This is a genomic window from Bradyrhizobium sp. 61, from assembly GCF_023073075.1.
GTDB lineage: Bacteria > Pseudomonadota > Alphaproteobacteria > Rhizobiales > Xanthobacteraceae > Bradyrhizobium > Bradyrhizobium barranii.
Genome location: NZ_JADPIU010000052.1, coordinates 392,536 through 416,799 on the forward strand (window position 1 = coordinate 392,536; position 24,264 = coordinate 416,799).

The 24,264-nt window shown below is 60.2% G+C and carries 21 protein-coding genes and 1 pseudogene; 12 read left to right on the top strand and 10 right to left on the bottom strand.

All coding sequences use genetic code 11. The annotated features are described in order from the left end of the window. Positions 1–19: 19 nt before the first annotated feature. Both IVB46_RS16840 and IVB46_RS16845 read left to right on the top strand, forming a co-directional pair. Entirely contained in the window at positions 20–859 is an 840-nt protein-coding gene (locus tag IVB46_RS16840; protein WP_247343134.1) for a DUF1194 domain-containing protein, read from the top strand. 428 nt (positions 860–1,287) lie between these two features. Next, the gene (locus tag IVB46_RS16845; protein WP_167768162.1) at positions 1,288–1,464 is read left to right on the top strand and encodes a hypothetical protein; all 177 of its coding nucleotides are present in this window, start codon (positions 1,288–1,290) and stop codon (positions 1,462–1,464) included. A 90-nt stretch (positions 1,465–1,554) separates the two neighbouring features. Here the strand turns inward: IVB46_RS16845 and IVB46_RS16850 are convergent, their stop codons facing one another. The 9 genes and pseudogenes from IVB46_RS16850 to IVB46_RS16890 form a co-directional block, all read right to left on the bottom strand. Beyond that, positions 1,555–2,268: a class II aldolase/adducin family protein gene (locus IVB46_RS16850; protein ID WP_247343136.1), complete on the bottom strand. Its 714-nt coding sequence runs from the start codon at positions 2,266–2,268 to the stop codon at positions 1,555–1,557. Continuing rightward, on the bottom strand, positions 2,265–3,680 hold the full coding sequence (locus tag IVB46_RS16855; RefSeq protein WP_247304642.1) for an FGGY-family carbohydrate kinase: 1,416 nt from the start codon (positions 3,678–3,680) through the stop codon (positions 2,265–2,267). Before IVB46_RS16855 ends, IVB46_RS16850 begins: the two co-directional genes overlap by 4 nt. A gap of 6 nt (positions 3,681–3,686) precedes the next feature. Beyond that, the gene (locus IVB46_RS16860) at positions 3,687–4,694 is read right to left on the bottom strand and encodes an ABC transporter permease (RefSeq protein WP_247457135.1); all 1,008 of its coding nucleotides are present in this window, start codon (positions 4,692–4,694) and stop codon (positions 3,687–3,689) included. Beyond that, positions 4,691–5,695, bottom strand: coding sequence for an ABC transporter permease (locus IVB46_RS16865; protein ID WP_028150069.1), 1,005 nt, complete (start codon positions 5,693–5,695; stop codon positions 4,691–4,693). Before IVB46_RS16865 ends, IVB46_RS16860 begins: the two co-directional genes overlap by 4 nt. Then, positions 5,688–7,172, bottom strand: a complete 1,485-nt coding sequence (locus tag IVB46_RS16870) for a sugar ABC transporter ATP-binding protein (RefSeq protein WP_247304637.1) — start codon at positions 7,170–7,172, stop codon at positions 5,688–5,690. The genes IVB46_RS16865 and IVB46_RS16870 overlap by 8 nt, the downstream gene beginning before the upstream one ends. 112 nt (positions 7,173–7,284) lie before the next feature. Then, positions 7,285–8,286, bottom strand: a complete 1,002-nt coding sequence (locus IVB46_RS16875) for an autoinducer 2 ABC transporter substrate-binding protein (protein ID WP_028150067.1) — start codon at positions 8,284–8,286, stop codon at positions 7,285–7,287. Between the two features lie 286 nt (positions 8,287–8,572). Beyond that, positions 8,573–9,180 (bottom strand): annotated as a pseudogene (locus IVB46_RS16880) (transposase); the annotation flags it as partial. Positions 9,181–9,317: 137 nt separating this feature from the next. Then, the gene (locus IVB46_RS16885) at positions 9,318–9,740 is read right to left on the bottom strand and encodes an SseB family protein (protein ID WP_247304634.1); all 423 of its coding nucleotides are present in this window, start codon (positions 9,738–9,740) and stop codon (positions 9,318–9,320) included. 97 nt (positions 9,741–9,837) lie between these two features. Beyond that, on the bottom strand, positions 9,838–11,718 hold the full coding sequence (locus IVB46_RS16890) for a sigma-54-dependent Fis family transcriptional regulator (protein ID WP_247343140.1): 1,881 nt from the start codon (positions 11,716–11,718) through the stop codon (positions 9,838–9,840). A gap of 333 nt (positions 11,719–12,051) precedes the next feature. Here IVB46_RS16890 and IVB46_RS16895 point away from each other — a divergent pair, with 333 nt between their 5' ends. The 10 genes from IVB46_RS16895 (at position 12,052) to IVB46_RS16940 (ending at position 21,965) form a co-directional block, all read left to right on the top strand. Continuing rightward, a complete protein-coding gene (locus tag IVB46_RS16895; RefSeq protein WP_135215639.1) occupies positions 12,052–13,095 on the top strand; it encodes an NAD(P)-dependent alcohol dehydrogenase in 1,044 nt (347 codons plus the stop codon). 56 nt (positions 13,096–13,151) lie between these two features. Further along, the gene (locus IVB46_RS16900) at positions 13,152–13,523 is read left to right on the top strand and encodes a hypothetical protein (RefSeq protein WP_247304630.1); all 372 of its coding nucleotides are present in this window, start codon (positions 13,152–13,154) and stop codon (positions 13,521–13,523) included. A 20-nt stretch (positions 13,524–13,543) separates the two neighbouring features. Next, positions 13,544–13,789 carry a hypothetical protein gene (locus tag IVB46_RS16905; protein ID WP_063629851.1) on the top strand — a complete coding sequence of 82 codons (246 nt, stop codon included), beginning with the start codon at positions 13,544–13,546 and terminating at the stop codon, positions 13,787–13,789. A 150-nt stretch (positions 13,790–13,939) separates the two neighbouring features. Beyond that, positions 13,940–15,610, top strand: a complete 1,671-nt coding sequence (locus IVB46_RS16910) for an aromatic/alkene/methane monooxygenase hydroxylase/oxygenase subunit alpha (RefSeq protein ID WP_028156528.1) — start codon at positions 13,940–13,942, stop codon at positions 15,608–15,610. A gap of 105 nt (positions 15,611–15,715) precedes the next feature. Further along, positions 15,716–16,756 carry a 2Fe-2S iron-sulfur cluster-binding protein gene (locus tag IVB46_RS16915; protein ID WP_247304627.1) on the top strand — a complete coding sequence of 347 codons (1,041 nt, stop codon included), beginning with the start codon at positions 15,716–15,718 and terminating at the stop codon, positions 16,754–16,756. A gap of 47 nt (positions 16,757–16,803) precedes the next feature. Further along, positions 16,804–17,907, top strand: coding sequence for an aromatic/alkene monooxygenase hydroxylase subunit beta (locus IVB46_RS16920; protein WP_231143386.1), 1,104 nt, complete (start codon positions 16,804–16,806; stop codon positions 17,905–17,907). A gap of 46 nt (positions 17,908–17,953) precedes the next feature. Beyond that, positions 17,954–18,310, top strand: coding sequence for an MmoB/DmpM family protein (locus IVB46_RS16925; RefSeq protein WP_028150059.1), 357 nt, complete (start codon positions 17,954–17,956; stop codon positions 18,308–18,310). Between the two features lie 110 nt (positions 18,311–18,420). Further along, complete coding sequence (locus IVB46_RS16930) at positions 18,421–19,464, top strand: amidohydrolase family protein (RefSeq protein ID WP_247304622.1); 1,044 nt, start codon at positions 18,421–18,423, stop codon at positions 19,462–19,464. A 5-nt stretch (positions 19,465–19,469) separates the two neighbouring features. After that, complete coding sequence (locus tag IVB46_RS16935; protein WP_256468610.1) at positions 19,470–20,258, top strand: iron-sulfur cluster assembly protein; 789 nt, start codon at positions 19,470–19,472, stop codon at positions 20,256–20,258. A 78-nt stretch (positions 20,259–20,336) separates the two neighbouring features. Next, the gene (locus IVB46_RS16940) at positions 20,337–21,965 is read left to right on the top strand and encodes a molecular chaperone GroEL (RefSeq protein WP_166344202.1); all 1,629 of its coding nucleotides are present in this window, start codon (positions 20,337–20,339) and stop codon (positions 21,963–21,965) included. Between the two features lie 94 nt (positions 21,966–22,059). Here the strand turns inward: IVB46_RS16940 and IVB46_RS16945 are convergent, their stop codons facing one another. Beyond that, on the bottom strand, positions 22,060–24,024 hold the full coding sequence (locus tag IVB46_RS16945; protein ID WP_247343143.1) for a sigma-54-dependent Fis family transcriptional regulator: 1,965 nt from the start codon (positions 24,022–24,024) through the stop codon (positions 22,060–22,062). Between the last annotated feature and the right edge of the window lie 240 nt (positions 24,025–24,264).

Sequence of the window (24,264 nt, forward strand, 5' to 3'; positions counted from 1 at the left end):
AACCAGCAGCGAGGCCACCATGCTTCATCGTGTCTCCATCGCAGCGGCATTGATCGCCGGAGCGATCGCCGGAGGTGAAGTCGCCAACACGGCCGGCCTCAATTCGGGGTACCGAGTGGTTGCCGGCAGCGAGCAGCCATCGGTCGATGTCGAACTCGTTCTTGCTGTTGATGTCTCCTATTCAATGGATCCTGGCGAGCTTTTGCTTCAGCGCGAGGGTTACGCGGAGGCCATCGTTTCCAACGAATTTCTCCAGGCGCTCAAGGCCGGGCCGAACCGAAGGTTGGCCCTGGTCTATGTGGAATGGTCTGGACCGAACGATCAGAAAATCATCGTGCCGTGGAGATTGATCGACAGCCGCGAATCTGCAGCTGCGGTGGCGGCGGAAATCGCGAAAGCGCCGGTTCGCATGGGCTCACGCACCTCGATCTCTGGCGCGATAAATTTCGCATTGCCGCTGTTCGATGCGGATCCGTATCGTGGACTGCGGCGTGTGATCGACGTTTCCGGCGATGGCGTGAACAACGACGGAAGCCCAGTTACCATCGCACGTGATGCGGCGCTGGCAAGGGGCATTACCATCAACGGATTGCCGATCATGCTCGAAGGAAGGCTTCCGTCGCAAATGGACATCGACGACCTCGATCTCTATTACGAGGATTGTGTGATTGGCGGGTCAGGCTCGTTTATGGTGACGATCAGAAGCCGTGACGGGTTCAAGGAGGCGATCCGAACAAAGCTCGTGCTCGAGGTTGCCGGCGGCGTGCCCAGGGACCGGATCGTTTCGGTGACCGAAAGGGAGCCACGAATATCCTGCCTCATTGGTGAGGCAATATGGGCGAAACGAAGCCGGTGGTGAGCGCTTCGGTACCTTTTGGAAGGCGCACAGTTCGATCCGCGTTGAACGAGCGTAGTACGTCTGCTCATGGCCCTCAGCCGACATAATTGGCGTTATGGCTGACTTCCGCTTTACCGGAGATGTCCGACTTCATCATCAAATGCGGAAACCGCTTCCGTCGGCCGGAAAGGCAAGGATCGTGGATGCTGTCACCTCCCACTCATCAGTAGGCGAGCCCGCCTGACACCCTCGCGGGCTGTGCACGAACGAAAAGAGCACGTATCCGGTGTGGTCGTCGCGCTGGGGGTAGCGAAGCTCGCTCCGTGCTGTTGTATTGGCGCGGCAGCTTCGGGCCTGGTGACCCGGAACGGACCTCGTCAAGCGAACGCGGCCGTTGCAGACGATCTGTACAACGCGTACCGTCGCCGATGCCGATACAAGGAGCCCCAATGACTGATCGAGACAAGATTCTGATTGCCCTTGGCGAAAAGCCTCTGAAGGTTTTCGAAATCATGAAGCGCGTGAACATAAAGCATGAGGACGATTGCCAATCGCTCTTGTTGAAGATGCGTGACGACGGCGCCGTGAAGTTCGATATTCACAAGGGATATTGGCACGCTGTCTGACAATTTTCGCTTGATCACCAGCGGCTGGTAGAGTTGCTTGCAAGTTTCCTTAGCGAAGAGAAGACTAGCCGCGTTCAACGACACTCTGAGTCAATGTGGCGCCAGTTTCGACTGAGGCATGGCGCGTGGAACATCACCGACGTCGTCAAGATCGGGCGCCTGGCCGTAGCCCATGCGTTTCATCTGTTCGTGGACCTGTGCCATTTCGGTCTCGCTGAGGCGCGGAGGTTCGCCGATCGCCAGCGCGTGGACATACATCTTCGCCAGGGTCTCCACCTCCACGGCAAGCCAAAGCGCCTTTTCAAATGTCTGCGCCGTTACGATCAAGCCATGATGGCCGAGCAAGCAGGCATTTCGTCCTTCGAGCGCATTGACGGCATAATCCGACAGCGCTTGTGTGCCGAAGCAGGCATAAGGCGAACAACGGATATCGTTGCCACCGGCTACCGCGACCATGTAGTGGAAGCAGGGAATGCCACGCTCGTGCACGGCGAGAATGGTGCTGAAGGTGGAATGCGTATGAAGCACGACGTTTATGTCGGCCCGCGCTCGCAGAATATCGCGATGGAAACGCCATTCTGAAGAAGGGCGATGGTTGCCCTGGTAATTCGCGACAAAATCCATCGCGACAATGTCTTCTGACCGCATGCGCTCGTAGGGCAAGCTTGTCGGTGTGATTAGCATGCCGTTTGGAATCCGGTGCGAAAGATTGCCGGAAGTCCCTTGGTTGAGACCGTTTCGGTTCATCTCCTTGCAGGTATCGACGATGCCCTGGCGGAGATCGGCATGATTGCGGTCTGTCATGATGGGTGCTCCGAAAAAGAAATCCAGGATTGATAGGCGGCGGAAAGGGTGCGTTTGCCCTCATCCTCGCCGAGCGGCGTGACAGCTTCAAGCACCACGCTCGAAACCGGAATCGTACGCGAAAATCTCCGCCACAGTAGCGCCGCGCCGAGCGCCGTTCCATCCCGAGATTGGCTCACCGAGACGCTCTGCGATGGCCGCAACGCGGCCAGAGCGCGCGCGAAGGGCAGGTTGGCGGCGAAGCCACCGTCGATGACGATGTGTTTCGAGCTGCCAAGCGCATCTAGACAGCGGTTTGCGCTGAATGCGGCGTAGAGGACTGCCAACCCCTGCCATTCGGCTGGCGTCTCGGGCCGCGGTCCGATAATGCGTCCGCGGTGAGCTGCACCGGGGAACAGTCCATCATCCCCAACGAAGGAGGGGAGTGCCAGGGTTCCAAGGGCCAGTAGACTCGGCAATGCGGTGAGGACGGCTGCATCAGAAGCGTCGTGGTCTCTGCTGATCAAGTCGTATTCGCGGCCTGTCGCGATCAGCGTGGAGGGTACGTTCTCACCGTCGACATCGATATTGAGCACCATGCCGCGTGTGGCGTCGAGCTTGTCTAGCGCGAGGCCGCGCTGAAAGCCGATCATCCAGGTGCCTGTTGATAGGATCGAGGTATCGGCCATGCCGGCGGCCTTGTAGCGGAACAGGTTGGCGTTGGAATCATGCACGCCGCAGAGGATTTCGGTCGAGCGCGCCAGGCCGGTACGCTTGGCTACGGCCTCCGAAACCCTCCCTAGCACCGCACCGGCGGATGCCCGCTCCGGCAGAAGACGGTCCCAGCCGCGCTTGCGCATCAGGGAGGAAGGCCGATGGTGGAAAAGGTCCCAGATATGGCTCTGAGCCGCGAGCTGTGAAATTTCACTTGCAGCACACCCGCCGAGCCGCAAGGCGAAATACTGCGCAGTCGTAAGATAGGTTTTCGCGCGGGCGAATTCGGCGGGATATGCGCTTTCCTGCCAGAGCAATTGCTTGCCGAGCCGCATCGCGCCGCTGATACCGCAAAACACTTCATCATAGGCAGGCGCAATCCGGGCGTAGGCCTGGTCGATCTCAGGCGGCGAGACCGCATCATAGTCCATCATCGGCAGCACTGGCTCGTCACCTTCGACAAGAACGGCGCCACACCCATGCGCGGTCGCGATCACCGCGCCGATGGTGTGGCGTTGCGTCACCACGGCCAAAGTGTCGAGGAACCACTCTTCCAGCCCGGCAAGATCATAGGCGAGGTATGGTCCTGCAGTGGTCGGCACATTCGGGATCGAAAGTGTTTCGAGCGGCCAGCCGTCCTCACTCGCGACCAGCAGTTTCAGATTCGTCTTGCCAATGTCGAGAACCGCGATCCGGGGAGAGGCTTCCGATCTTGTCATCGTTGTCTACCGGGGCGCTTTGCCGCCCAGATGAGGAACCGCGGCAACGGCAATCAGGATGCCACCCCAGATCGCCAGAGTGAGGAACTGGCTGAGATTGAGAAGGTTGAACGCCGAGGAGATCACCTGAAGGATTATCAGCGCAAGCAGCAATCCGCCGACTTTGCCAAAGCCGCCAAATGGATCGACGCCACCGAGCACTGCTGCAAGAATGGTGACGAGCAGATAGCTCTCGCCATATGCCGCGTTGGCTGAATTGAAACGTGCCAGCATGACGACCGCTGCGACACCGGCGAGCAGGCTCGAGAGGACATATAGCTTGAGCAAGACGGCGCGGGTATCGACGCCGGAGTAGCGGGTTGCCTTCTCGTTCGAGCCGATCATGTAAACCCTTGCCCCGAAGGGCGTTGCGTTTAGCATGAGCGCGACCGGCAACGCACAGAGCGCCAGCACGATCAGGGCAAAAGGCACCCCGAGAACCGTTCCATTGCCGATGAAAACAATGGGCTCCGGAAATCCGGAGATGACATTGCCGCGCGTCAGGCCGATCGCGAGTCCCTTGCAGAGTGTCATGGTGCCGAGGGTTGCGAGGATCGGCGAAACGCCGAGATAGGCGATGCCAAATCCGTTGACAAGGCCGACCAGTGCCGCGACGGCAAACCCTGCCGCAATCGCCAGCACCTGTACGCCGGCCCAGGCAATGCCCTGAGTGCCCGGAATGTAGTGCGTCAGCAGGAAGGCAATGGTCAGTCCGGAGAGATTAGCGGTGGCGATGATGGAAAGGTTGAGGCCGCCAGATAACAAGGCCAGCATCATCGCAAGCGAAAGGATGCCGAGCTCCGGCATCTGGAAGGCCATCGATTGCAGCGTGTTGACGGAGAAAAACCGGTCGCCGATGGTAATGGCGAACACCAACCAGAGCGCAACCAACAACAGCATCAGGGTTGCGATCGTCCCGCTGCCGGCAAAACGGATCAGGCGTCCGCGAAGGGCGAGGGTGGACCCATTTCTCATGGCCGTGCGCTCCGGGTCCGCCGTTCTCGCTGCGACCAGGCTGTTGCCGAGACCGAGATCAGAATGACCAACCCGACAAAAAATGGCGACCAGTAGGACGAAACGCCGAGCAAAATGATTCCATTCTGCAGGATGGCGAGCAGTGCCAACCCCAGAAACGTGCCGAGAACGGTGCCGACGCCGCCCATCAGGCTGGCGCCGCCGAGCACGACGGCCGCAACCACATCGAGCTCCTTGCCCACCAGCACCGTCGGAGCGACGGACTGTGCAAGCTGCGCCTGGACCAGTGAGGCGATACCGGCCATGACCCCCATGTAGCAATAGACCAGCATGTTGAGGCCGAAGACATGGAAGCCGAGTCGCTGCGCGGCATCGGTATTGCCCCCCATGGCGTAGATCTGACGACCGATATTGCTACGATTGAGCAGGAGCCAGGTGAAGAGAAATGAGAACCCGAGCGCGAGGATCTGCAGGTTGACGCCGTAGGACGTATCCTTGCCCCAATCGAACTCGAACCAGAATATCCCGGTCGCGAACCAGTCGGGTAACGAATAGATGTATTTACCGCCCGTGAAGAAAATCAGCAGCCCATAGAAAATGTTCAACGTTGCCACGGACACGATGATTGATGGTATCCGAAGCTTCTGGATGAAGATCGCGTTGAGGGCGCCGAGCGCACCGCCAATGCCGATCGCGATCGCAAAAACGCAGATCCAGTTCGCGCCGTATGCGTTCGCCACCGTAAGCGTGACATATTGCGCCACCGATGCCGTCGCCGTGAAGGAGATGTCGATTCCGCCGGCGATCAGCACCACGAGCAGCCCGAGGGCGAGGATGCCTACGAATGCGTAGGAGGTCAGCAGGTCGAACAGATTCTGCATGGTCAGGAACTGGCCGTTCGCCGCGCCCAGGCTGGCGCAGAGCACGAGGATCACGATCAACAGCCAGAACTCATGGCTGCGCCGAAACCTGCCAAATGAAGCAAACCGCGATTCAGGCATTGACTGCCTGCCGAAGCGCATCTTCGGAGGTGTCTGCGGCCATCACGTCAGCGGTCAAACGCCCTTCGCGCATCACCAGCACGCGATGGCTGTGATAAAGTACCTCGGGGATTTCGTCTGATATCATCAGCACTGCGACGCCCTCGCGGGCCAGCCGCCGGATGATCTCATAAATCCCATCCTTGGCGCGGATGTCGACACCGACCGTTGGGCTATCGAGGATAAGCACCCGCGGGTTGGTCGCCATCCATTTGGCGAGCACGATCCGCTGCTGATTGCCGCCGGAGAGCGTCTTGACCGGGTTGTTGGGATCAGAGACCTTGATTCCGAGTTCGGCGACCCATCGCGCAACATGGCTTTGCCGCGCGCGTGCACCAATCAGGCCGAACGCGCCGGCGAGACGTTCCAACACAGTCAGCGTGACGTTCGCCGTGATCGACTGGTCAAGGATGAGGCCAAGTGTAAGCCTGTCTTCAGATACGTAGGCGATGCCTCGACGGATCGCGTCTGCATTCGTGTTCAGCGCGATGCGGTGGCCGTCAAGCGCCATGGTGCCTCGATCGGGTGGGTTCATGCCGAACAGCGACAGTGCGAGCTCGGTTCGGCCCGATCCAAGCAATCCGGTAAGGCCCACGACTTCTCCGGCGCGCAATTGCAAGCTCACATCGTCGTAGTCACCATCGCGACCAAGGCCCTGGACTTCGAGAACAACCGCACCCACGGCAAGGTCGGGCACCTGTTTCTGATACTCGAAAGCCTTCCCAGTCATCAGGTGACTGAGTTTGCTGCCGTCGATGGTCGCTGCGGCAAAGGTGCCTACCTTGGCGCCGTCCCGCAACACCGTCACGCGTTCGGCAATCTCAAGCACCTCGTCGAGGCGATGGCTCACGAATACGACGCAGATACCGCTTCTTTTCAGGTCGCTGACGAGCTTGATCAAGGTGTTGACCTCGTGGCGGGTCAGCGACGCCGTCGGCTCATCCATGATGAGAAGTTTGGCATCCGCCGCCAAGGCCCGGCAGATCGCGACCAGCTGGCGTCCGGCAATGCTGAGTTCGGAGACTTTTGTTTCTGGATCGACCTCAATGCCGACCTTCGCCATTGTGGCCACGGCGATGGCCCGCATAGAGGACCAGTTCACCGTGTGGACGCCGCCAAGATGGTGCGCCATGGCGATGTTCTCGACGACGGTGAGGTTGGAGAATAGCGATAGATCCTGATAGATGACCTGAATGCCGCAATGGGTGGAGTAGACTGGGCTTAGTTTTGGGTACTCCTTGCCGGAAATGACGATCCGGCCTCCTGGTTCCGGCGCCTCGACGCCGGAAATGATCTTGATCAGCGTGGACTTGCCGGATCCGTTTTCGCCGACAAGGCAATGCACCTCTCCGGCCTCCAGCGTCAGATCGACGTCGCGAAGCGCATGCACGCCGCCGAAACGCTTTGATATGCCGGACATCTCCAGGAAAGTCGTCAAGGCTTCGTCCTGTAATGGGACCGCTTGTCAAGCGATCGCCTCGACGCGGATCGCATTCCCGGCCGGAAAGCCGGGAATGCAGCGCGACGAGGCGGCTGGGACTGGTGTAGTTCTAGAGTCCTCCGGCGATCAGTCCGTCGATGGTTTCTTTGTTGATCCGCATGATCTTGTCGACCTTGATCTGCTTGCCGGCCACATCGACCGCAGCCTTGCCGAGGCCGGGAACATCGACGCCATCCGTGATTGGCTTGCCATCAAGCACGAGCTTGGCAACTGCAACCATGGCGTAACCTGCATCGGTGGGATTCCACAGGAAACCTTCGCGGATGGTATCATCCGCGATGAGCGATTTCGCCTGGCTCGGCAGCACCGTGCCGACCACGGCGATCTTCTTGCCAAGGCGTTGCTGACGCACCGCATTGCCGGCCCCGATCGGCCCATTCGAGCCGAAGCCGAGAATGCCGCGCAGGTTCGGATAGGCCTTGATCACGTCAAGCGTCGTGCGCTGGCTGGTATCGATCTCGTCGGCGCCGGGGAAACGGTCGGCGACGAGCTTCATTTTCGGGAAATTCTTCTGCTGATAGGCAATCGCGGCGTCGGCCCATTTGTTGTGAAGCGGCGTCGTCAACGTCCCGACATAAACTACGTAATCGCCTTCGCCGCCCATGTCCTTGGCTAGACGCTCCATCTGCACTTCACCGAAGCGAACGGAATCGATCAATTCGACATTCCAGTCACGGCCTTCTTGTTCGGGGCCCTCATGGGTGATGACTTTGATGCCGGCCGCCTGGGCGCGCTTGAGCACCGGCTCGCACACTTTGACGTCCAGCGGCACCAAGCCGATCACGTTGACCTTTTTAGCGATCAGGTCATCGAGCAGCTTTACCTGTTGTGCCGGATCGACGTTCGCCGGTCCAACCATGGTGGCATTGATGCTGAAGTCCTTGGCGCCCTTCTGGATTCCCTTTTCAAGAGCGTTGAACCACGGAATGCCGGCGATCTTCACGACCGTGACCATTTCCTTTTGAGCCTGCGCAAAAGCAAACCCCGGAAAACCGGTACCGGCGATCGCCGCCGCACCACCAAGCATTTTGATTGTCTGGCGTCTGTCCATTGTTCCCTCCCAGGAAGCTATTTTTAGCCTCTGCTCCTTTACCCGGCACTCGCCTGGCGGAGCAGTTGGCCTTATTCTTGATTGGCGGCGAAAATTTCGCCTCCAGCCTCAGGACTTGCCTGGGGATTAGAGACCAACGCTACGAGAGGTGTCAAGCAAGCGACATGTCAGCTAGCCCCGCCTGTGGCGATGTCCGGGCATGGCCGATTTTGTCGCAAAAGTCGGCTGTAACCGACGGATGTCTTTCGGCCATTCGGTAAGGCCGACCGGCTTTGATCGGCCGACCCTAACGCGCGAGGCGCCTCAGATTTTGAGCGATTGCAGCAAGAACAAACTCGTCCTGGGCGCCCCGTGGGCCACGAAGCCGAAGCCGACCAAGCCTCAGGATGCGCTTCAAATGCGCAAACCGCATCTCGATCTTCTTGCTTCTTGCGCTGACGTCGCGACGTCTCGAATCCCTCGGTGCCAGCGAACGACCGGGCGACGTCCCGGGCGTGCTCATGTATGTTGCGCGGGATCTTGCGCGATGGTTCTTTTGGACAGCACTGCGGTTTGAGCGGGCATGCGTCGCAGTCGAGCTTGCTCGCACGATACAAAAGCGTTTTGCCCCCGTGCACGGTGCCGCTCGTCCCGAGCCGCTTTCCGGCCGGGGCAGTGGTAGACGTCGCTGGTCGGATCATATCGAAAGTCGCTGCGCGAGAAGGTACCGTCATCTCGCTTCGACTTGTCGAACACGGGGATATGTGGTGCGATGTTCTTCGCCTCGACCAGCCAGTCCAGCATCGGAGCAACCCCGTAAGCGGTATCCCCGGCAAGCCGCTCCGGCTTGAGACCAAAGCGCTCCTCTGTTCATTCGATCATTGTCCTCGCCGCTCCGACCTCGGCCTGGCGAATTCCCATCCGTCCGGCTCGCCACGAGCCTTTGCGGGCACACTTCAGGAAATCAGGCAGATGGTCTAGTGAACTGATGTCGCTGCGCCGTTTTCGAAATAATTCCGCTTGGCCGACAGCATCTGGCAGGAAGTCTGCGCCTATCGCGCGGACTTAATCGGCATGTCAAAGATCTCGCCACTCATGAGGAGGGCGATCTCGGCGGCGGGCAGTGGCTTCTGACATTCGGACAACGGATTGAGCCAGAAATTAGAGTCAGGCAACATTTCGAACAGATTGCGCGCGGCGGCGCCAAGGCACACCTCAGGCTGCTTTATATAGTCGTAGATGCGCTTCTTTGAGGTGAAGGTGGGGTGCCATTTCATGTTCTGGAAGTCGACCGTTGCAACGTTGATCTCCTCCTGAAATTTGAGCGAGCGACGGCGTCCAGGTTTCATCGGCGCTTCCGGCGTCAGAATGTAGATCTCCGTCTCGAGCAACGCGCGATAGAATGCGGGAACGACGCTGGCGTCCCTTGCGGCAGCCTGCATCAGGGCTTCGAGACTGTTTTCCGGTTCAAACATGGCGACACTCCCAATTGAACCCGACGAGGGCTGGACTTCAGCGCCTCCAGTTAGAGCCGGATCGCGCCGTCGCCGCAGAGCCTTCGCCACGATTGTGCTAATCCTTGTTGCCGCGCAGGGCACGATAGATCGTATTGCGCGACACGCCCAGGCGGCGCGCGGTCTTGCTGATGTTGTTGCCCGTTTCCGCATACGCGGTCAGCACATGCGAGCGCTGAATCTCATGCAGATTGGCCTTGAGCCCACCACCCACCGCCTTGCCGGTCAAGCGCTCGCCGCCTGAATGTGCAAGTACGGACTCGACCGATGTCTCGTCGATCAGATCTCCCGGCTCGGCCAGCGACAATCGGGAAAGCACGTTGCGCAGTTCGCGGATGTTTCCATCCCAATCGAGTTCGGCCAAACGATCGATCGCCCCTGCGGTCAAATCCATCAAGGGATCGATCTTGTGGATCAAATGGCGTGCGATCTCGGCGAAATCGGAACGCTCGCGCAAAGGCGGTAACGTCACCTCCAGCGTGTTGAGACGAAACAGCAAATCGGATCGGAATCGGCCCTTCGCAATCGAGTCGTCGAGATTGGCATTGGTGGCAGACACCAGGAGAACGTCGACCTGACGTTTGGTGCCACCGACCGGCCGGACAGTCCAATCGTCCAGAAAGCGCAGCAGCACGGCCTGCAACGTCACCGGCATGTCGCCGATCTCGTCGAGGAAGAGCGTTCCGCCGTCCGCTTCCTTGAACAGTCCCGCCGCGCCGCCCTTTTTTGCTCCCGTGAAAGCGCCTTCGGCATAGCCGAACAGCTCCGCCTCGATCAGACTGTCAGGGAGCGCTGCGCAATTCACCGGGACGAAAGCGCCGGCCCGTCCACTGGCGGTATGAGCATGGCGGGCGAGTTGCTCCTTGCCGGTGCCGGTTTCGCCTCGGATCAGTATCGGCATCTTGCGGACCGCCGCGACTCCCACCCGTTGGACAACGGAAGCGATCGCCGGATCGGCGGAGACGAACTGGGTGGGAACGTCCTTGGGCGTCGACAGCCGAGGCCGCGAGATGGCTTGCATCATCGAGGACTGGCGCGCGTTCTCGATTGTTGCGACGAACTGGCTACCGACCTCGTCCTCGAGGCGCTGGCGTTCCTTGCGCCGGCCTTCATCGACAAAGGCGTTGAATTTCGTACGAAAGACGTCGGCGAAGCGACGACCCGGCAAGGCTGGCAGGCCATGCAGCAGGACGCTTGCGGCCCTGTTAGCTGCAAGGATCCTGCCCTCGTTGTCGACGGCCAGCAGGCCCGCGCTCAACGTATGCAGATATTCGCCGCGGCTATGGAAAGCGATCAGGATGTTTCCGCGGTGATGTTCGCGGAACAGACCATTCTCGATCTGGGTTGCCGCCATCGCGACGAGCGCCTGGGTATGCGCCTGCCTCGACATGCAATCCGATGACGCATCCAGTATTCCGGCCAGTTCGCCATCGGGCGCGAAGATTGGCGCCGCGATGCAAGTAAGATTGTGGTAGCGCGAGAAAAAGTGCTCGCCCCCGTGAACGACGATGGCCCGCTTGAGATACGCGGCGGTGCCGAGGCCGTTGGTGCCGCAAATGGCTTCAGTCCAGATAGTGCCGGGCCGAATGCTCGCTGCGTTCGAGGCATCACTGAAGCTCGAGTCCGAGATGATGTCGAGCAGCAGGCCGTTGGCATTTGCAAAGGCGATCATGAAATTGGAGCCGGCAATCTGCTGATGCAGCGTGTGCATCTCCGCGAGCGCCAGGCCGCGAATCAGTGAGCAGCGCTGCTGCTCCTGGCGCAAAACGGCGGTGCTCACGAACTCGGGCGAAGGAGGGCGCAATGTATCGAGACCAAGCGAAATGCAGCGCATCCAGCTGTCGTAGATATCGGCCGATAGCAGCTCTGCCGGCGGCGCGCCGCGCTGATCGAGCGTCATCCAAGCATTGTCCATGCGTCGGCTGGCGGTCAGCATCATAGCTCCTCCGGGAGTCGCTGCTTGGCGATTTCCTCTTGGTCGTAGCCCGGTTCGGGTCGTTCTCGCGTGTGGCGCGGTTCTCACGATCATAGATCAAACAATCAAAAATCCAAATTTCGGCTCACCCGCTGTTGCAGCCGTCGAACTGTTCCGTCTCGGAACAGTCGCGCGCAAAGTCTGCTCCGAGGCGGATCGGCGCGAGCACTCCCGAGATCGCAAGAACAATAGAAAAATCAGGCCGTTGTGCGCTTGGCACAGCCCTTGCTCAACTGTTCAGCAAGATGGCGATCGCGTCAGATCGACAGAATAATAATTTTGCCGGGGAGGCGTTTAATGAAAGCGGCGGTGCTTCATGAGTTCGACGAGAAGCTGACGGCGAAGGAGTTCGTCAAGTTCGATGACGTAACTGACCCGAAGATCTCGCGCCCGATGGACGTGATCGTGCGCATCGGTGGTGCCGGCGTCTGTCGCACCGATCTGCACATCGTTGAGGGCATCTGGCGCAGCAAGGTCGACGTCAAGCTTCCATACATCATGGGCCACGAGAACGCCGGCTGGGTCGAAGCGATCGGCCCGGGTGTCGAAGGGATCAAGGTTGGCGACAGCGTAATTTGTCATCCGCTGGTGACCAGCGGGCATTGTCTCGCGTGCCGGCGCGGCGACGACATGCATGCGCTGGACAGCTCGTTTCCCGGCATCAATGCCAATGGCGGCTATGCGCAGTATCTGCTGACCGGGCAGCGCTCCCTGATCAAGCTGCCGAAGTCGCTCGCACCGAAGGATGTTGCTCCCTACACCGATGCCGGGCTGACGGCTTATCGCGCCGCGAAGAAGGCATCCCGTCATCTGTTGCCCGGCGAACATGTCGTGGTGATCGGCGCCGGTGGGCTGGGCCATATCGGCGTCCAGGTTCTCGCAGCGCTCTGCGCGGCAGAAATCATCGTGGTCGATCGCGCCGAACAGTCTCTCGAACTCGCCAAGAAGTGCGGTGCACATCACGTCGTGAAGGCAGACGGCAACGAAGTCGAGGCGGTGCTGGCGCTGACCGACGGGCGCGGCGCGGAGGCCGTGATCGATTTTGTTGGCGAGGGTGACGCTATCGCCAAGGGCCTGTCGATGACAGCGAACGCCGGCTACTACTACATCGTCGGGTATGGTGGGAAGATCGATATCCCGACCATCGACATGATCACATCGGAAAAGACCATCGTCGGCAACCTGGTCGGTACATACGCCGAGCTGGTGGAGCTGATGGCGCTCGCGGATCGCGGCCTCGTCGAACTCCACACCAAGGAATACAGGCTGAGCCAGGCCAATGACGCGCTTCACGATCTGCATCATGGACGCATTCATGGCCGCGCGGTCCTGATCCCTTAGGGATGTGCCGCGACATGCAAAGCCTCGGTCCAGATCATCGAACGAGAGTGGCGCGAGTGACAAAGGACAGCCGATGCCGGCCACCGATCACCGCCGAGGAAGCCGCTGAATTGCAGCGCGCCCGTGATCGGATGATTGCCCGGGACAGGCTGATCGACGAGATGGTCGATAACAACGAGATGCAAATCAAGAATGAGTACGCGCGCGGCGGAGCCGAAATCGAACTCGCATGCGCCGTGCGTAGCGCGGCGCGCGCCGACGCCGGAAGCGACGCGCATGCTGAACTGGAGCGAGCGGTCGCGCGCCTGGAGATGCTCCGGGAGGAGCATCGTCGCCTGGTGGCCGAGCGTGAATGGCTCGACACGTCCCTGCTGGAGATCGACAACGGTCCTTCGTCCGGCGACCACCAACGTTCGGGGCACGCATGATGAGCAGGAGCAACGCAACCATGATTGCATCAAAGCAACAGGCACAAATGCCGTCTCCGCAACCGGACATGAGCGAGGAAGCCGGGTCGAAAGACGCCTTCTTTATTCAGCTGGCCGAGATCGCGGAGGCCATGATCGCCGCGCACGGCAGGGATTTCGCTACTGGTGCGCTGGTCCTCTCGGCGAAATTCGTTGCCGAAGGCAAACCTCTCATCAAACGAGCCAACGGAGGTGACGAGACCGTCAGCGCCGAGAAACCGGGCTGACGTGAAGCGACGAGTCAGCAGATCAATCAATCCATTTAACGGACTTAAAGTGTGTTTTGCGGCGGAGAATTTCAACAAAGCGATCCAGGGGTTTGACCCGGAACCGAAGCGAGAATGCCGAAGATAACGCAACGTTCAAAGGAGCTGGAAATGTCTGCAAGTCTGACACTGAACAAGATCACCGCGCAGAAGGGGATCAGCATCGCTGAAGCGGCCAACCGCGTCGCGGACCTTGGCTGGACGCCAAGCTACGTGCAGGAGGCGATGACTTTCCCGACCGACTACAAGATCTCGAAGACACCGCGCGACCCGATGAAGCAGGTCCTGCGGTCATATTTCCCGATGCAGGAAGAGAAAGACAACCGCGTCTATGGCGCGCTGGATGCGGCGTTGCGCGGCGACATGTTCCGCAATGTCGAGCCGCGATGGGTCGAGTGGATGAAGCTGTTCCTGGCGATCATCCCGTTCCCGGAGATCTCGGCGGCGCGTTCGATGGCGATGGTCGGGCGGTTGGCGCCCGGCGAGGAATTGCGCACCGGATTCACCATGCAGATGGTCGACGAGTTCCGGCACTCGACGATCCAGATGAACCTCAAGAAGTGGTACATGGAGAATTACATCGATCCAGCCGGGTTCGATATCACGGAAGCCGCGTTCGGCAAATGCTATGCGACCACGATCGGCCGCCAGTTCGCCGAGGGCTTCCTGACCGGTGACGCAATCACCGCGGCCAACGTCTATCTGACGGTCGTCGCGGAAACCGCCTTCACCAATACCCTGTTCGTGGCGATGCCGTCGGAAGCGGCGCGCAACGGCGACTATGCATTGCCGACCGTGTTCCTGTCGGTCCAGTCGGACGAATCCCGTCATATCGGCAACGGTCACTCGATGCTGATGGCGATGATCAACGATCCGTCGAACCACCAGTTGCTGGAGCGCGATCTGAAATACGCCTTCTGGCAGAATCACGCGATTGTCGATGCCGCGATCGGGACGTTCATCGAGTACGGCACGACCAACCGCGACAAGAACAAGGAGTCCTACGCCGAGCTCTGGCATCGCTGGATCTACGAAGACTATTACCGGACCTACATGCTGCCGCTCGAGAAGTACGGCATCAAGATCCATCACGATGACGTCGCCGCCGCCTGGGATCGGATCGTCAAGAAGAACTACGTCCACAAGACCGCGCAGTTCTTCACGGTCGGATGGTCGGTAAACTTCTGGCGTATCGAGGCCCAGACCGAGCGGGACTTCGAGTGGTTCGAGCACAAATATCCGGGCTGGTATGCCGAATTCGGCGACTTCTGGAAATGGCACGCCAAGCTCAGCGTGCCCGGCGAGACCAACATCCTCTTCAACAGCGAGGTGGGCTATTCATACCCGCATCGTTGCTGGAGCTGCATGGTCCCTTGCCTGATCCGCGAGGACTTCGTCTGCGACGAGGTCGACGGCAAGATCTACACTTACTGCTCCGAAGGTTGCCGTTGGACCCACAAGGTGGCGTTCGCCGCGGAATACGAGGGCCGCGCGACGCCGGCAATGGGCCGCTTCAGCGGTCGCCGTGAATGGGAGGACTGCTATCACGGCTGGGACGTCGCCGACGCGATCAAGGATCTCGGTTTTGTCCGGCCCGACGGTAAGACCATGATCGCGCAACCCCATCTGCGCTTCGACTCCAAGGACATGTGGACGCTCGATCACGTGCGCGGACACACGCTTGGCAGTCCGTTGCGTGGCTTCAGAGCGCTTTCGCCGATCGAGCGCGAGGTGGCGACGGCCGAATACCGAAAGGGCTTCAAGATCAATCCCTGCCACTAAAGAGATGATGAGGGGGAGGGGCCGCTTTCGGCGGCCCCTCTTGCCGGGACCGGCAACGGTTTGCCGATCGTTCTGTACAACTGCCACGACGACAGGGCCGGGATAATGACGGACGTGCGGGTTCACAAGGTTCGTTTCGAACCAGTGGGTATCGAGATGGAAGTGGAAGAGGGCGAGACCGTCCTCGATGCCGCGTTTCGTCAGGGCATCTCGCTGATGCATGGCTGCAAGGAAGGTCAGTGCGGCAGCTGCAAATCAAAGCTGGTCGAGGGGGACATCGAGCTTCTGAAATACTCGACCTTCGCTCTGCCGGATTACGAGAGCGAGACCGGCCACATCCTGCTGTGCCGGACGCATGTCTACAGCGACATCGGTGTTGAATTACTCAACTATGACGAAGACCTGCTCAGCCGTTCGATCGCGGTGAAGGCATTTTCCGGCCGCGTGGCACGGATTAGCGCGCTGACGTCAGACATCAGATTGCTGGAGATCGAGATCGAGAGGCCGATGAAGTTCTGGGCCGGCCAGTACGTCGATCTGACGCTTCACGACGGCACCATCACGCGCGCCTTTTCGATGGCGAACCCGCCCGGAGAAGGCACCAATCTTCGCTTCATCATCAAGAAATATCCGAACGGGGCATTCTCGTCCCAGCTCGATGGGAAATTGGCCGTCGGCGACGCCGTGATCGCCAAGGGGCCGTATGGCACCTGCTTCCGGCGCGAAGAACGTCCGGGGCCGATGCTGCTGATCGGCGGCGGCTCGGGCATGTCGCCGCTGTGGTCGATCCTGGCCGATCACATCGGGAGCGGCGAGCAGAGACCGGTCCGGTTTTTCTACGGAGCGCGTACCCGCGCCGACTTGTTCTACCTCGACGAACTCGCGGCCATCGCGGCGCGGCTGAACGATTTCAAATTCGTGCCGGCACTGTCGCATGTGGAGACGGGTGACGGCTGGGACGGCGAGACCGGACTGATCCACGAGGTCGTGCTGCGCCATCTGCGCGAGGAGAAGCTGAGCGGCGCCATCGACGCCTACGCGTGCGGGCCGACGCCGATGATCGACGCCGTATTGCCCGTGCTGCAAATGAACGGCGTCGAGCCGGACCACATCTATTTCGACAAGTTTACGCCGGCGGTGCGATGACGGCGTTCAAGGTTCGTCGCAACAGAATGGCAGAAAGGGAGTAAGCAATGAGCGCGCAAACGAGCAGAGCAGCAGCGACCAAGCCTGCGGCAATCGTCAAATCCGGAGCCGCGGGGGCAGCGGTTTTCCCGGGCTCCGACAGCCGCAAATACAACTACTTCGAACCGAAGGGGCGCAAGGCGACCCATTACGAAGACATGACGGTCGATGTTCAACCCGATCCGGAGCGATATCTGCTGCAGGATTGGATCATCTCGTTCCCTGACGGAACGCCGACCTATTCTAAGGACTGGACGGCGGCAAAAAGCTCGAACTGGCACAAATTCCGCGCTGTCGACCAGGAGTGGGAGCGTACCCATTACCAGCGCCAGTCGACGATCTGCGGCATGGTGCAGAACACCATCGAGAATGGCCGGAAATCGGGCGCGCCGACCCGCTTCGATCCCGCCTGGGTGAAGATATTGCAGAACCATCTCGGAGCCTACAAGCATGCCGAGTTCGGTCTCGGCACCTCGACGATGCAGGCGCAGCGTTATGGCTACACGCAGATGGTCAACAATGCGATCTTGACCAACTCGTCCTACAAGCTTCGCTTCGCGCAGGACATCACTCTTTATCTGAGCGAAATCGGCCTCGACCTTCCAGGCTTCGACATTGCCGCCGGCAAGAAGCACTGGCTGGAAGATCCGATCTGGCAAGGCGTGCGCAAGTCGGTTGAATCAGTGATGGGTTCAAACGACTATCTCGAGCAATATTTTGCGACCAATGCGGTGTTCGAGCCGCTGGTCGGCGAACTCTTCCGCTCAGGCTTCCTGATGCAGGCGGCATCTGCGCAGAACGACTTCATCACTCCGGCTGTCGTCTCCGCTGCGGAGGCCGACTATGAGCGCAATCTCGCCAACACCGTCGAGCTGTTCCACATCCTCGGCACTGATCCGACCTTCGGGGCGCAGAACCTTGCGTTGTTCAACAAATGGTTGGCCAATCATGCCGATCTCGCGCTCGATGCCGCCAATCATTTGCAGCCCATCTGGTCGCAGCCTCGAGTCAAGGTCGCGGCTTTCGCCGATGCCATGGCACACGCGAAGAATCGTATCAGGGGTATCGCCTCCGAGCTTGGCCTGACGGTTCCGGCCGGACTGGCGTCGTAATCGGCATCGCTTCACGCCCTCACACTCAATCCTTCTGGAGACCGACATGCTGCACGAGAATGACAACATCTTCAAATCGATGAAAGACATCACGTTCGAGGACACGGTGTCGCATCAATGCGGAGTGACAATGAACGATAGCGTCGAGGCGCGCGCTATCGCCGAAGTCATGAGCCGTCATGAACACATCAAGGTGACCTACATGCCGGCGATGATCCGTATCGATGGCGACGGCAAGATGGAATTCAAGATGGATGAGATTTCCGAAGAGTTGGGCCGCGTCATGACCCCACATCTCTTCGAGATTTCAACCTCGACGCATTACGGCCGCATGGTCATGACGGATGATAACACCGTCATGCTGTTCGGCGACATGAACGAGATGATGAAATACATCGTTTAATGATCGCCAGCGAACCAGCCTGGCCGGCACAGAGCCGGGCGGGCTCATTTCGACGACATCAATCGCGCCTCACAACAATACGCAATATCCAGCGCAGCGGGAGTAACGCCATGTACAGGACGGCCAAGGGTGAAGAGATTTTTGTCATCGATGGGCATACGCATTTCTGGGATGGCAGCCCAGCCAACCAGAAGAACATCCACGGCAAGCAGTTCATCGAGTGCTTCTACGCCTATCACTCGAATCTGAGCCCGCCGTCGGAGAAATGGGAGAAAGAGAAGTTCGAGAAGTACGACGCCAAGACGATGTTCGACGACCTGTTCGTCACCGGTTACGACGACATGGCGATCCTGCAGCCGACCTATCTCACCGACTTCTACAAGAACGGCTTCAATACCACCGAACGAAACTCGGCGATGAAGAAAAACCATCCGGACCGCTTCATCCTGAACGGCGCCTTTGATCCGCGTGACGGTACCAAGGGCATCGAAGACCTTCATGCGCTCGCCGAGAAGCACAAGCTGAAGGGTGTCAAGCTTTACACCGCCGAATGGCGTGGCGAGTCGAAGGGCTACAAGCTCACCGACAAGGCGTCCTACCAGTATCTCGAGGCGGCGCAGAAGCTCGGGATCAAGAACATCCACGTCCACAAGGGGCCAACGATCATCCCGTTGAACCGGGATGCGTTCGATGTCGCCGATATCGATGACGTCGCCACCTCGTTCCAGGATTTGAACTTCATCGTCGAGCATTGTGGCTTGCCGCGCCTTGACGACTTCTGCTGGATCGCGACCCAGGAAACCAATGTCTATGCCGGCCTCGCGGTGGCGTTGCCCTTCATCCATTCGCGGCCGGGGTACTTCGCCCACGTCATTTCCGAACTGCTATTCTGGGTCGGACCGGACAAGATCCTTTACGGCAGCGATTATGGCATCTGGACGCCGAAATGGCTGATCGACAAGTTCATGGCATTTGAAATTCCGGCCGACGTCACCAAGGAGACCGGTTCGGTGCTGTCGATGGAAACGAAAATCAAGATCCTCGGTCTCAATGCCGCGCGCATCTACGGCATCGATGTCGAAGCGCAAAAGAAGAAGATCCAGGCGGGCGGCGGTTATGCCCACTTGCCCGAAGCCGTTCACGCGCCGAGGTGATGGCCATGAAGCGTGGCGTTGAGGGGAGGGAGCGGCCGAGAAGCCGCTCGTCAGTTGACAGGCAGGCGCAGATATGGGCCTGCCTGCGAGACGTGATGGACCCGGAACTCGACGAGTCCGTCATCGACCTGAATTTCGTGACCAGGGCCGATGTCGACGCGAAGGATCGGGTCCACATCGAGTTCCGCTTGCCGACCTATTGGTGCGCTGCCAACTTTTCGTTCCTGATGGCGGACGACATGCGCCGGTCCATCAGCGCGTTGGACTGGGTCAAGGGCGTCAGCGTGGTCTTGGGTGAGCACATGTATGCCGACAAGATCAATGCGGGCCTCGCGCAGGGGCGCTCGTTCCAGGAAACGTTCGGCGCCGAGGCCGATGGCAGCCTCGATGATCTGCGTCAGACATTCCTCGTCAAGGCGTTCCAGCGCCGGCAGGTTGCGCTACTCAGTCACCTCATCGCGCTGGGGCAATCGCCGGCAGAGATCGTGAGCCTGACGGTGACGGAGCTCGGTTGCCTGCCGCTCGACGATGCAGGTGAGACGCTGATTCAGCGCTATCTCGAGCGACGTGCCGTCGTAGGCCCGGCAAGCGGTGGTGAACCCGCCTTTGTCGATGCGAACGGAGCGCGGCTGAAAGCCGACGGCCTTGCCGCATACCTGTCGAATCTACGGCGCGTGGGCATCAATGCTGAATTCAACGGCGCACTGTGCCGCGGCCTGCTTGCCGCGCGGTTCGACCTCGATACACCGTTCGTACCGAAATCGAGGACGATGCCGGCGTCGCCGGACACGTAACAGGTGCGGTGATGCGGGTGCGCAGCATCGATAACAAGTCCAGACCAGACGACCTCAAGGCAAAGTCGGGGATATAGAATGCCGAAGATCATGTTGCACGATGAAGCTGCGCGGGCCGCGCTGGGCCGGGGCGTCGCCAAGCTCGCCAAGGCGGTACGCGGAACGCTGGGTCCGAGGGGCATGAACGCGATCATGGACCGACCGATCGGAACACCGATCGTGTCGCGCGATGGCGTCAGCATTGCCAGCGAAATCGAACTTGAATGCCCGTTTGAGAATATGGGCGCGCAGGTGTTGCGTGAGGTTTCAGCGCGAACCAATGAGGTAGCCGGGGACGGCACCACCACGGCCACCGTGCTGGCCGATGTTCTTGTGCAGGAAGGCCTGAAATGTTTAGCGGCCGGCGCCAATCCGGTCGAGCTGGTTCAAGGGCTGGAACTGGCGGTTAGTGAGACCATCACGGCGTTACGACGGTCGGCGAGACCGCTGCAGGGGTCTGCTGGCCTGCGGGCTGTTGCGAGCATTGCCGCCAACGACACAGCGCTTGGCGACATGGTCGGCGAAGCCTTCGAGCGCGCCGGCAATCACGGAATCGTCGCGGTGGAATTTGGCAACACGGTCGAGACGACGCTGGAAATCGTTGAAGGCATGGCCTTCGATCGCGGCTATCTTTCACATCATATGGTCACCGATGTCGAGAAAATGCAGGTGGTTCTCGACAGTCCGTTCATCGTCATGACCGATCTCAAGATCCAGACCGGGGAGCAACTGGCTGGTGTGATCTCGCTCATCGAAAAGAGCGGGCGACCTTTGCTGATCATCGCCGAGGAAGTGGCGCCATCCGTCATCATGCAATTGCTGGCGCGTCGGGAGAAATCCAATTTCAAGGTTGCCGCGATTCACCCGCCGGAGTTCGGCCATTGGCGCAAGGCGATGCTCGAGGATATCGCGATCGCGACCGGAGGGCGCGTTATCTCGGCCGATCTGGGCGGAAGGCTCGAGAAGGTGGAGCTGCACGACCTCGGGTCCGCGCGCCAAGTGCGCATTTCCGCCTCGAAGACCCTGATCACGGCGGGAGGTGGCGATCAGAAGGCCATCGCGGCGCGACGCGAGCAGGTGTTGCGCCAATACGATGCCGCTCCCGAAAATATTGAGCGGGACAAGTTCCAGGAGCGCATCGCAAAACTGTCCGGCGGCACAGCGATGATTCTTGCCGGCGGCGCGACGCCGGTCGAGCAAAAGCGCCGGACCCAGTTGATCGAGGATGCGATCAACGCGACCCGCGCCGCGATCGAAGAAGGCATTGTGCCGGGCGGCGGAGTGGCCTTGCTCAGGATCGCTGCGAGGCTCGACGAATTGATCAACCGTCTGGACGGAGGCGCCAGGCAAGGCGCCGAGCTGCTGCAACGCGCGCTCAGTCGGCCGCTTTTCTACATTGCCGCCAATGCCGGTCTGAATGGAGAGGCGGAAGTTGCGAGAATTGCCAAGGCCACGAATGGCCACGGGCTCGACGTGCGCAATGGTTCGGCGGTCGATCTTGTCGAAGCTGGCATCATCGACCCGGTCAAGGTTTGCTACAGCGCGGTTCGCAATGCGGCATCGGTGGCCGGACTGATCCTGACGACTCAGACCTTGATCGCCAAGAAGCCGGATGACTACGATCCGACCGCCGGCCCGGCCCGAGGTGGTGGTGCTGAGCTGCTTTGAACGGAACAATCATCGGTTCGAAGCGACCGGCGCTCCGTCCATAGCTGGGCATGCTGCGATACTCGCAGCATCGGCGCTTCGAGACACTATGGCATCACTCGGGCTTCCTCTGCCCCAGTGCGCGATAGATGGTGTTTCTGGAGACGCCGAGGCGTCGCGCGGTTTCGCTGACGTTTCCGGCGGTCTCGGCATACACCACAAGGATTCGCGCGCGGTGGATGTCGTGGAGCGATCCGGACTCCGCTCCGGGGTGTTGAACGATGCTCTCCGCGCTGGCTTCGTTGATAGAGCCGTCCGCAGCGGCAAGGGTGAATCGCGCCAGAACGTTGCGGAGCTCGCGGACGTTGCCAGGCCAGGGACGTGCGGCGAGATGCGCAATGTCCGTCCGCGTGATCTCGCAATTCGGGTCGATCGCATTGAGCAGATGGCGAACGATGGCATCAAAGTCGTTGCGATCCCGGAGCGGTGGCAGGTTGACCTCGAGCGTATTGAGACGATAGAGCAGGTCGGATCGGAACCGGGCTTCGGCGATGGCCTTGTCCAACCTGGCGTTGGTGGCGGAGATGAGAAAGACATCGACCTTCGATCTGACGCCGCCGACGGGGCGCACGGTCCAGTCGTCGAGCAGGCGCAGAAGCACCGCCTGCAGCGCGACGGGCATGTCGCCGATCTCGTCAAGGAACAGCGTGCCGCCGTCGGCCTCCTTGACCAGTCCAATCGCGCCGCCGCGCCGCGCCCCGGTGAATGCTCCCGCGGCATAGCCAAACAGCTCGCTCTCGATCAGACTTTCCGGCAGGGCGGCGCAATTCACTGGAACGAACGCGCCGGTCCGCCCACTCGCCATATGGGCGTGGCGGGCAAGCTGTTCCTTGCCGGTTCCGGTCTCGCCTCGGATGAGGATGGGCATCTTGCGTGCTGCCGCGGTCTCGACTTGACGGACGATCGCTCGGACCGCGGGGTCGTGCGCAACGAAGCCGGCGGCCATGCTCTGAAGAGACCGTGGTTCCGGCTTTGAATCCTTTCGGGCGGATGATGAGCTCGCGGTCTCGCGGCCTTCAGATTCGGATCTCGATTTCTGGACGTCGCGATGCGTGATCAACTGGCGTCGTCGCGCATGCAGCACCACGATGGCGCCGATGCCGGAGCGTTCGTTCTCGACGAAGTTGAAGCTCGCGTTGGGAAGCAGCTCCTTCAACCTGCTCGGCCACTCATCGAAGGGAACCGTCTTCAAAAAGCGGGTTGGCGCGTCGTTGTGAATGCCGTGGCGATCATGCTGGAGTGCGTTCAGAGCACGCTCGGTGGCGTGGAGGATCGCGCCACGACGATCGAGCACGATGCATTCATCGTTCGCCCATTGCGATCTCCTGCCGAGAAAGCGGCACAGCAACTCCTCATGTTCCTGTCGGACCGATTGGGCCAGAACGCTTTCCACGTGATGGCCGACCGCGACGGCCAAAGCCAGGCTCTGCGGATTGAAGGTGCTTGCAGGACCCGAGATGTCGACTACGCCAAGCAGTTCGCCATCGGTCGGGTCATGAACCGGGACGGCAGCGCAAGTCCACCGCTGCACCTCCGAGCAGAAATGCTCTGTACCGTGAATTTGGACAGGCTTCGATTCCGCTATCGCGGCGCCAATCGCGTTGGTGCCGATGTCGGCCTCGCTCCAGCGTCCTCCGTGTTCGAGATGGACTGCGCGGCCGGCGTCGATGACCCTGTCGTCGCCCTGCGTATCGATGATCAGCCCACTCGGATCGGTGAGGATCATGATTGAGTTTGCATCGCGCAGAAATGTTTTTGAGTTCTCGAGAGCGCAGCGGGCGGCATGACGGAGCGACGCGTATTTGGAGCGATGACGAAACAACTCGGCGTCCGCGACGAGCGGCGCTCGCGCACGGTCGACGGTGACGTGATGGTTCCTGGATCGCTGCCACGACGCTGCGACCGATGATCTCAAGTCGGATGACAACGCTCCGCGCTCGACGAACTTCTCCCACGCCGCCAGCACTTCTCGTTGGTCCATCCCGGCTCCTCCGACGTGAAAGGTGCTGGACCCGCTCATGACGGGCCCTGCGATCATTCACCTGAATGCGGGACTGCCTGCCGCAACTGCCGGTTCGCTCATGCAAGGCCCGACGGCAAGACCCTTCGAGGCCGCCGTGACGGCCGTCTGAATCGGATTCCATATCCGCCGCACCCGCCGTGAAGACGACCGCGCCTTCCGATCAAGCAACCCCTTCAGCGTTCCACGTCCCGAACGTCCCAGGCCTTTCTCTCAAGCCCGTTGACCAGATCAGCCTAT